This is a genomic window from Streptomyces sp. ATexAB-D23, assembly GCF_000373645.1.
In the GTDB taxonomy this organism is placed as follows: Bacteria; Actinomycetota; Actinomycetes; order Streptomycetales; family Streptomycetaceae; genus Streptomyces; species Streptomyces castrisilvae.
This window is the reverse complement of sequence record NZ_KB892025.1, coordinates 73972-82817: the sequence shown is the minus strand read 5'-3', so window position 1 is coordinate 82817 and position 8846 is coordinate 73972. Positions and strand designations below refer to the sequence as shown.

Annotated in this window: 12 protein-coding genes and 1 riboswitch; of the genes, 5 read left to right on the top strand and 7 right to left on the bottom strand. The window is 72.1% G+C overall.

Features of this window, described 5'->3' with window-relative positions; genetic code table 11:
- Positions 1-197: helix-turn-helix domain-containing protein (locus B082_RS0123380; RefSeq protein WP_234018213.1), on the bottom strand; the 197-nt coding region annotated here is incomplete at its 3' end.
- 345 nt (positions 198-542) lie between these two features.
- A complete protein-coding gene (locus B082_RS0123375) occupies positions 543-1508 on the bottom strand; it encodes a pirin family protein (RefSeq protein WP_018554227.1) in 966 nt (321 codons plus the stop codon).
- Between the two features lie 158 nt (positions 1509-1666).
- Here B082_RS0123375 and B082_RS0123370 point away from each other — a divergent pair, with 158 nt between their 5' ends.
- Positions 1667-2023: a tetratricopeptide repeat protein gene (locus tag B082_RS0123370; RefSeq protein ID WP_018554226.1), complete on the top strand. Its 357-nt coding sequence runs from the start codon at positions 1667-1669 to the stop codon at positions 2021-2023.
- A 170-nt stretch (positions 2024-2193) separates the two neighbouring features.
- Complete coding sequence (locus B082_RS0123365; protein ID WP_018554225.1) at positions 2194-2712, top strand: GNAT family N-acetyltransferase; 519 nt, start codon at positions 2194-2196, stop codon at positions 2710-2712.
- Positions 2713-2786: 74 nt separating this feature from the next.
- Here B082_RS0123365 and B082_RS0123360 read toward each other — a convergent pair whose 3' ends face one another.
- Both B082_RS0123360 and B082_RS0123355 read right to left on the bottom strand, forming a co-directional pair.
- A complete protein-coding gene (locus tag B082_RS0123360) occupies positions 2787-3563 on the bottom strand; it encodes a CbtA family protein (RefSeq protein WP_018554224.1) in 777 nt (258 codons plus the stop codon).
- A 28-nt stretch (positions 3564-3591) separates the two neighbouring features.
- A complete protein-coding gene (locus B082_RS0123355; protein ID WP_018554223.1) occupies positions 3592-3807 on the bottom strand; it encodes a CbtB domain-containing protein in 216 nt (71 codons plus the stop codon).
- A gap of 45 nt (positions 3808-3852) precedes the next feature.
- Positions 3853-3946, bottom strand: a riboswitch (adenosylcobalamin (AdoCbl) riboswitch).
- Between the two features lie 124 nt (positions 3947-4070).
- Between B082_RS0123355 and B082_RS0123350 the strand changes: the two genes are divergently transcribed.
- Complete coding sequence (locus B082_RS0123350) at positions 4071-4688, top strand: histidine phosphatase family protein (protein ID WP_018554222.1); 618 nt, start codon at positions 4071-4073, stop codon at positions 4686-4688.
- Positions 4689-4711: 23 nt separating this feature from the next.
- Here B082_RS0123350 and B082_RS0123345 read toward each other — a convergent pair whose 3' ends face one another.
- Positions 4712-6148, bottom strand: a complete 1437-nt coding sequence (locus B082_RS0123345; protein WP_026250107.1) for a dihydrolipoyl dehydrogenase family protein — start codon at positions 6146-6148, stop codon at positions 4712-4714.
- A gap of 116 nt (positions 6149-6264) precedes the next feature.
- Here B082_RS0123345 and trxA point away from each other — a divergent pair, with 116 nt between their 5' ends.
- Complete coding sequence (gene trxA / locus B082_RS0123340) at positions 6265-6648, top strand: thioredoxin (RefSeq protein WP_018554220.1); 384 nt, start codon at positions 6265-6267, stop codon at positions 6646-6648.
- A 120-nt stretch (positions 6649-6768) separates the two neighbouring features.
- On the opposite strand, the gene B082_RS0123335 is transcribed toward trxA, so the two are convergent.
- Together B082_RS0123335 and B082_RS0123330 are read right to left on the bottom strand one after the other, a co-directional pair.
- On the bottom strand, positions 6769-7122 hold the full coding sequence (locus B082_RS0123335) for a hypothetical protein (RefSeq protein WP_018554219.1): 354 nt from the start codon (positions 7120-7122) through the stop codon (positions 6769-6771).
- A gap of 113 nt (positions 7123-7235) precedes the next feature.
- Positions 7236-8258, bottom strand: coding sequence for a LacI family DNA-binding transcriptional regulator (locus B082_RS0123330; RefSeq protein WP_026250106.1), 1023 nt, complete (start codon positions 8256-8258; stop codon positions 7236-7238).
- A gap of 99 nt (positions 8259-8357) precedes the next feature.
- On the opposite strand from B082_RS0123330, the gene B082_RS0123325 reads away from it, so the two are divergent.
- On the top strand, positions 8358-8825 hold the full coding sequence (locus B082_RS0123325; RefSeq protein WP_018554217.1) for a type II toxin-antitoxin system PemK/MazF family toxin: 468 nt from the start codon (positions 8358-8360) through the stop codon (positions 8823-8825).
- The last annotated feature ends 21 nt before the right edge of the window (positions 8826-8846 follow it).

The window sequence follows — 8846 nt, the reverse complement described above, 5'->3', positions numbered from 1 at the left end:
ATATGGTCAAGGACCGCCTGCCGCACGGCGGCCTGTTCGGCCTCGGACAGCACCTGGTGCTCGCCTGTGCGGCGGCCTCGCGGCCGGGACAGCAGCGCGTCCCGGCCACCCGCCTGCCACCTCGCCCACCAGTTGTCCACGGCCCTGACCGACACCTTGAACAAGCCCGCGACCTCCGACCTGTCCCGACCCTCCACCAGCGCGGACACCGCCAGTAGCCGCACAGCCTCCTGTGCGTCCGGCGACCACGTCCGCGCGTCCCCCACCAGATCACGCACACACAGTCAACGAGCCTGAACCCAAAGCGTTCCGGATCAATAGCACCCCGGTCGGCGATCGGTCTCAACTGACGCCTCATCAGGAAAGTCAGCATTAAGTCAGCATCCGTCCTGGCAGACGCGGAAACACGCTGGCACAGATGAGATAGCGCCGCCCAGCCCCAAGCGCCGTCCAGAGCGGTCTCGGCCTTGCTTGCACGCCTACCCCCACACGGCTCACCTCCGAAAAGGAAGCCACACTCCGCGCAGGCGAAGATCCGCAGATCAGCGCACGCGTCCACGAGGTTTCAGCGCCACGTCCGGCAGCACCGGAGCCGGGATCGGCGGGCCGTCATAGCCGTGTACGGTGCCGAACCGATCACCGTTCGTCCAGTCCTCCCGAGCCCGCGCGATCTCGTCCTGGGTTCGGCCCACGAAATTCCACCACATGATCAGCTCCTCCTCGAAGGGCTCGCCGCCCAGGAGCATCACGGCGGCGTCGGACTCGGCGCGCAGCGGGAGTTCCGTGCGGCCGCAGCCGAGGTAGAGCATCGAGCCGGGCAGCACCGGGACGCCGTCGACCTCGGTCTCGCCGGACATCGACAGCACGGCGTACTCGAAGTCGGGGTCCAAAGGCAGACGGGCCTCGGTGCCCCGGTTCAGAGTGAGGTCGGCGCCGACGATGGGGGTGTAGGCCGTGCCGGGCGAGACGGCGCCGTCCAGTTCGCCGAGGATGACGGTGGCCGTGAGGCCCGGGGCGGTGACGGTGGGCAGGTCGCTGTGGTGCTGGAAGTGCGGCTCGACCGAGCGGTGCGCGTCGGGCAGCGCCACCCAGAGCTGGGCGCCGTGCAGCAGAGCGGCGTGCCGCTTGGGGCTCTCCTCGGAGTGGCTGATCGCCCGGCCGGAGGTCATCAGGCCGAGTTCGCGCGGGCGCACCGTCTGGAGGCTGCCGAGGCTGTCGCGGTGCAGGACCTCGCCCTCGTGCAGCCAGCTGACGGTCTGAAGGCCCATGTGGGGGTGGGGCGGCACCTGCATGCCGGGTTCGTCGGCGATGTCGTCGGGGCCGTAGTGGTCGACGAAGGCCCAGGCCCCGACCATGCGGCGTCCCAGGTTGGGCAGCAGTCTGCGGACCTCGGTGGACTCGCCGAGGCGCACATGGCGCGGGGCGAGGAGTTCACGTACCGGTTCGGCGACGACGAAGCCCCGTCCTCCGCAGACGGAGGGGACGGCCTGGCGATCGAGATTGCTCATGGCCCTCAACCTATTCCGCCGCGGGTGGGAGCGGGTGATACCCACGCCGAAGAAGTAGTGGAATGTTCAACGACCTACGGGTGTTGTGTGGACCGTACCGAGCTCCTGCGGGAACCGCCCGCGAGGCCGGCCCGCGACCGCTCGACCGAGGAGGGCACATGAGCGACAGCTACTACGAGTTCGGCACCGCCGCCGAGCGCTGGGAGCGTGCGGGGTTCTTCTTCGACGCGAAGGAGTACGTGACAGCCGCCCGCATCCTGGGCGGCCTCGTCGAAGAGGTTCCGGAGCAGGTCGCGCCCCGGCTGCTGCTGGCGCGGGCCTACTACCACTCCGCACGCCTCGCGCGGGCCGAGACGGAGCTGCGGGCGGTGCTGGAGCGCGACCCCGTGGAGCACTACGCGCGGCTGATGCTCGGCCGCACGCTGGAGCGGCAGGGGCGCCAGGCCGAGGCGGACACGCAGTTGCGGCTGGCCGCCGCGCTGTCCGGGGACTTCGGACCGGGCGGGGACGCGTAGTCGCAGATAACGGTGATCATGGGCTACGGCTCCAGACACGTGGCCGCGGGTATCCCGGCCACTCGCCCGGACGCGTAGTCCTCATGGGCGCGATCATGGCCGGGACCCGTAGTCGCCCGCAGCGGCCGCTATATTCGCGTGCTCGGTCCCAACCGCCCGTGATAGTCCACATGACCATGGACGACGATCTCGTAACCCCCCGTCTGCTGTTGCACGCGATGAGCGTCACCGACGCCGAACACGTGGTCGCCGGTAGCGCTCCCGCAGGCGTGCGCTGGGCCCTCGGCTACCCCTCTCCCGGTGACAAGGGGGCAGCCATGCGTTTCCTCACCACGTGCGAGGGGATCGGCGACCCCAGCCCGTTCGGCCTGTACGAGATACGGCTGCGCGAGGACGGTGCGATCATCGGCGGGGTCGGGTTCCACCGGGCGCCGGACGAGCGGGGAAGCGTCACCATCGGCTACGGGCTCGTGGAGTCGGCGCGCGGCAAGGGGTACGCCTCCGAGGCGCTCCGGGCGCTGCTCCGGTTCGCCCGGGACCAGGGTGTCTCCCAGGTGCTCGGGGACGCCGACGCCGACAACATCGCTTCTCAGCACGTCATGACGGCCGCAGGCATGCGCCTGGTGGCCGAGGACGCGTCGGTGAAGTACTACCTCATCGACTGGGGTGACGACGACGGGGAAGAGTGAACGGGCGGAGCCCGCCGGACCGGTCCGGCGGGCTCCGCCCGTCGCGCGTATGAGTAACGGCAGAGGGGTGAGGGTCATCCCACAGCCGTGGCCGCCCGGCCACGGGCGCCGGGAAGCGCCTCGGCCCTCGGCGCCAGCAGCCGTTCGGTGAGGTGGCCGAAGAGGAGGCCGAACGTGGTCCAGAGCGTGACCTGTACCGCGAGGGTGGCCAGCCGGAACTGCCACAGCAGCGTGGCCGGGAAGTCCGCGCCGACCTCGTTGAACGACGGCAGGAACACATAGGCGAGGGCGATCAGCAGCACATAGCCGGCCGCCGCCACGACCGTCGCGTTCCAGTTGCCCAGGCGGGGCGCGAGCCGCTTGCCGATGATGACGGCGGCCACGGCGAGCAGCACACTGAGGGCGACCATGAGGAAGAACAGCGCGGTGCGTTTGCCGATGGTGTCGGGGTTGCCGACGGCCGGCGGGTTGGCCGGGTACTTCAGGAACGGCACGATGTACACGCTCAGCAGGGCCGCACCCGCGATCAGCGCGGCCGTGGCCCGCGGGCCGAACCGGCCCATCCGGCCCAGGGCGTAGCAGAAGACGAGCGCGGCGATACCGCCGATGGCCACGCCGAACACGAGTACACCGGTGGCCAGGCCGGCGGTGGACTGCATGCTCCGGCTGACGAGTTCCTCGGCGGCGCCGTGGTCGTGGCCGTGGCCACTGTGGGCGGCCTCTTCGAGCGCGATGGCGGCGTCCACGCGGGACTCACCGAGGAAGTACGCGACGAGCATCGCGAGCGCACCCGCGACCAGTCCGGCCAGCATGCCGCGGACCAGCAGGGCTCTGACAGATATGGAGTTCATGAGGGATTCCCCTGGATCAGCAGGCAGGTCAGTGGCAGGGGAAACCGAGGAGGTGGCGGCCGTCGTGGACCCATTCGTGCACGCCCTCGCCGGAGATGACGGCCGTGGCGCCCTGCTCGGCGCCGACGAAGTAGAGCAGGACCAGCATGAGAATGCCGAAGAAGACCGCCCAAGGGGCAAGGGCCTTCAGGGAGATGGGGGTGATGGCGGATGCGCCGGTGGCGGGGGCAGCAGTCTGCGCCATGGCAGAACCTCCTGTGGGAACACGCGTCCCGATCGTGGTGCCTGAGACGAAGGTGCTGGGTCTGACTTCCCGCGGGCGTGCGGGTACACAGTGGCGCGACCGTGCCGGATTCTCACCGGACTTCCGTCACACCCTCGTCATGTCGCCGAGACCATACCCCCTGGACACAGAGGTCCGCCATGGCCCGTCCGGACCGCTCGACGGCCCCGGATGCCATGGTGTGCTTGGCCATGTGGCCACTGTTCGGGGAGTTGAGGGCGGGTATGACGGTACGGGTGATGTTGATCTCACCGGCGATGAACGCGGCGATGCGCGAGGCCCGGTTCGCCGGTGACTCCGCGCTCGACGCCTCCGGCGTCCGGGCGGCGCGGCTCGCGGCCCCTCAGGTGCCCGCCGCGGGCCGCGCCGTGCACGGGCCGTCCGAGCGGTGCGCCCTGACCGCCGAGGCCCTCGGGCTCCGGTCCGACGGCGAACCCGCCCTGGTCGAATGGGCGTTGGGGCGGTGGACGGGTGCCCGGCTGGACGAGGTGAGTACGCGCGAGCCGGAAGCGGTGGCGGCCTGGCTGGCGGACCCCGCCGCCACCCCGCACGGCGGCGAGTCATTGCTCGGCCTGTGCGCCAGAGCGGGCGCCTGGCTCGACTCACTGCACGACGGCGGCGGGAGCGAGGACGGAGACGGGGGCGGGGGCGGGGACGATCGGGTGCTGGCCGTCGCCGAGCCGTCCCTGGTGCGGGCGGCGCTGGTCCACGCGCTGGCACTGCCGCCCCAGGCGTTCTGGCGGCTCGACGTCGCCCCGTTGACCCTGACGGAACTCAGCGGGCGCTCGGGGCGGTGGAACCTGCGCTGCGGCCGGCCGCTCGCACCGGAGCGGGCCGGCTGACGCACGACATGTCACGCGGCTCGTCAGCCCCGATAGGTCTCCAGCAGCCGGAGCCAGACCTCGCTGATCGTCGGGTACGCCGGCACCGCGTGCCAGAGCCGGGCGATGGGGATCTCGCCCACGACGGCCGTCGTCGCCGAGTGGAGGAGTTCACCGATGCCGGGGCCGACGAACGTGACGCCCAGCAGGACTTCGCGGTCGAGGTCCACGATCATGCGGGCGCGGCCCCGGTAGCCGTCCGCGTAGAGCCCGGCCCCGGCCACGGACCCGAGGTCGAAGTCGACGGCACGGACCCGGTGGCCGGCCTGTTCCGCCTCGGCCAGGGTGAGGCCCACCGAGGCGGCCTCGGGGTCGGTGAAGACGACCTGCGGCACGGCCGCGTGGTCGGCGGTCGCCGCGTGGGCGCCCCAGCGGCCGGTGTCCAGCGGCGTCCCCTGGGCGCGGGCGGCGATCGCGGCGCCCGCGATGCGTGCCTGGTACTTGCCCTGGTGGGTCAAAAGCGCCCGGTGGTTCACGTCGCCGACCGCGTAGAGCCAGTCCGTGTCCTCGACCAGGCAGCTGTCGTCCACGGTGAGCCACGAGCCGGGTTCCAGGCCGACCGTCTCCAGGCCGAGGTCGTCGGTGCGCGGGGCTCGGCCGGTGGCGAAGAGGACCTCGTCGGCCTCGATGCTCCCGCCGTTGTCGAGTCCCACCGTGACCGGCCCGTCCGGGCCCGCACGGCGGACGGAGGTGGCCGACACGCCCGTACGGATGTCGGCGCCGGCCTCGGTCAGCGCCTCCGCGACCAGCTCGCCCGCGAATGGCTCCATCCGGGGGAGCAGTCCCCCGCCGCGCACCAGCATGGTGACCTCGGAGCCGAGGGCGGCCCAGACCGTGGCCATCTCCACGCCGACGACTCCCCCGCCGACGACGACGAGCCGGCCGGGCACCGCCTTGGCGCTCGTCGCCTCACGGCTGGTCCAGGGGCGGGCGTCCTCGACCCCGGGCAGGCCGGGGACCACGGCCCGGGTGCCCGCGCAGACGGCGACGGCGTGCCGGGCGGTGAGGCGGTGTTCCGTGCCGTCGGGCGCGGTGACGGTGACCTCCTTGGGCCCGGTCAGCCGGCCGTGTCCGCGGAAGACGGCGGCCCCGATCCCGTCGAGCCAGGCGACCTGGCCGTCGTCCTTCCAGTGCGAGGCGTAGTCGTCGCGGTGGGCGAGGACGGCGGCGGAGTCGAGCGGCCCCTGCACGGCGCCGCTCAGGCCGGGGACGCGGCGGGCGTCCGCTCGGGCGACGACCGGGCGCAGCAGGGCCTTGCTGGGCATGCAGGCCCAGTAGGAGCACTCGCCACCGATCAGCTCGGACTCGACGACGGCGGCGCTCAGCCCGGCTGCCCGCGCCCGGTCCGCCACGTTCTCACCCACCGGACCCGCACCGATGACCACGACGTCGTACACGGCAGGCTCCGCAGCATGTGTCATGCGTCCATTCTGTCCGGGGGTGTGGGTCGCGGCCACATGGGCAGGCGGAATAGCGCGAGTCCGGGCACCGTTGTCCGGGACACGTCTCATACGGGCAGAGGAAGAGGTAGCAACGCATGAGCACCGTAGAGCTCACCAAGGAAAACTTCGACCAGGTCGTCAGCGACAACGAGTTCGTCCTGATCGACTTCTGGGCTTCCTGGTGCGGCCCGTGCCGGCAGTTCGCCCCGGTCTACGACGCGGCGTCCGAGCGCCATACGGACCTGGTCTTCGCCAAGGTGGACACCGAGGCCCAGCAGGAGCTGGCCGCGGCCTTCGAGATCCGTTCGATCCCCACGCTCATGATCGTCCGGGACAACGTGGCGGTCTTCTCCCAGCCCGGTGCGCTGCCGGAGGCGTCACTCGAGGACGTCATCGGCCAGGCCCGGAAGCTGGACATGGACGAGGTCCGCAAGTCCATCGAAGCCGAGCAGAAGGCGCAGCAGGAGGGGCAGCAGTAGCCGCCGCCCCTTCCGGCGTCGCGGGTACCGGCCGGTGAACCGGTCGGTACCGCTCGTGCTCTCGGCCGGTTCCGGTCGTGGGCCGGGGCGGGCCGGTCGGCGGACGAGGGGCGGGTGGCCTCAGCCGTCCGTTTCACGCTGGGTGCGGTCGCGTTCCGCGATGCGCGCCGAGAGCCCGTAGGCGAGTTCCGAACCGTCGATGAGCAGGCCTTCCACCGACTGCGTCCTCGGGTCGATGTCCGCGACCATGCCCTCGCCCGCGTAGCGCGGGTAGCCGGTCTCGCCCGTCTCGCCGGTTGCGGTCACGACGGCGGAGCGGATGGCGGCGCCGGGGCCCCCGCCGTCGGAGCCCTTGGCCGCCGCGCCCCGGACGCTGGAGCCGGTGGCGTCGCCCCCGGCTCCCTCGGTCCCGGGGGCCTTGTCGTCGGTGAACTCGGGGACGATGAGGATTTCGTAGCTCTGCGGATGGCTCATGCCATGACGCTAAGGGCTGTCCCGCGATTACTGGTGGATCAGCGCGCGGCGTCGGATGCGGCGCACTCAAGGCGCAGGGTCGCCCGCGCACAGTGCCGCGCGGGCGCACGCGCTCAGCTGGATTCCCGCCGCACCGGCCGCGCCCGCAGCAGGTCGTGGCGCTCGGGCGGGGTCCTCGGATGCCGTACCAGGCGGTCCACCAGGTCCGCCAGCGGCTGCGCCGTCGCCAGTTCCATCCGCACGCTGCTGAGCCGGGGCCGCAGCAGCCGCCCGAGCATGGAGTCGTCGGCGCCCACCACGGCGGCGTCGGCCGGCACCCGGACCCCCACGTCCTGCAACGCCCGCATCAGGAGCATCGCGTAGGTGTCGTCGTACGCGAACACGGCGTCCAGGCCGAGTTCGGGCCACCTGGCGGCCAGCGTCGCCGCCGATTCCTCGTCGTAGCGCAGCGAAAGCGCCTCGATCCGGCCGCCCCCGGTCATCGCCGCCGCGCGGGCTCCGGCCAGGCGTGGAGCGGCGAACACGGCGGCGCCCGGGTCGTCGGGCATCACCACGCCGATGCGGCGCCGCCCGCACTCCAGCAGATGGCGAACCGCGCAGCCGCCGACCTCACGCTGATCCATGATCAGGGCGTGGGCGCCCTCGACCGGCTGGGGTCCCAGGGTGATGACGGCCTTGGCTCCGGAGCGCCGGAGCACGGCTATGCCCTGCGGGGCGAGGGGGACGGATCCCGGCACGATGACGGCGGCCGGGCGGAGTTCGGCCCAGGCGCGGGCCGCGTCGTCGGCGCCGAGCCCGAGGGAGCCGTACTGGACGACCGTGTAGTCCAGGTGCCGCAGCCCCGCCTCCAGTTCGTGCAGGAAGCGCAGATGCAGGGGCCCGGTGGGCATGTTGCCGGTGGGCAGCAGCACCATGCGGGAGTGGCCCGCGCGCAGGGTCCTGGCCGCCGCGTGGGGTACGTAGCCGAGTTCGTCGGCGGCCTCCCGTACCCGGCGGCGGGTCGGCTCGCTGATCCGCACGTGCGCGTTGTTGTTGAGGACGTAGGAGACGGTGGCCCGGGAGACGCCGGCCAGTCGCGCCACATCGGCGCTGGTCGGTACGGGGCCTTCGGTGGGCTGCTCGGATAACTGACTCATGGCAGCGGGCAGTCTCGCAGACCTGGAGATCTCCGGGCGCCATGGCCCCGTGCCCGCCCCGCTCCGCACGGACGGCGGGCCAGGTTCTACGGTGTTGCGATGACGATCCAGCACCGCACCGACAGCCATGACGATCCGGCCGCCTTTCCCGGCCGCTCGGGTTCCACCGCCACCGCGGAGGCCGAGCCCCGCGATGTGGGCCCGGTCCGCACCTCCTACGCCCCCGACCGGGACGGCAACCCCGATCCCGGGGAGATCGTCTGGACCTGGGTGCCCTTCGAGGAGAACGACGGGCGTGGCAAGGACCGTCCGGTGCTGGTGGTGGCGCGGGAGGCGGCGGGCACGCTGCTGGCCGTGCAGCTGTCCAGCAAGCAGCACGACCGGGACCGCGAGTGGGTGGCGCTGGGCGCCGGCCCCTGGGACAGCTCGGGGCGCCAGTCGTGGGTGGACCTGGACCGGGTGCTGCGGGTGCACGAGGACGGGATGCGGCGCGAGGCGTGCGCCCTGGACCGGGACAGGTTCGACCTGGTCGTCGGGCGGCTGAGGGAGCGCTACGGCTGGTCGTGACGGTGGTGACCCTCACCCTGG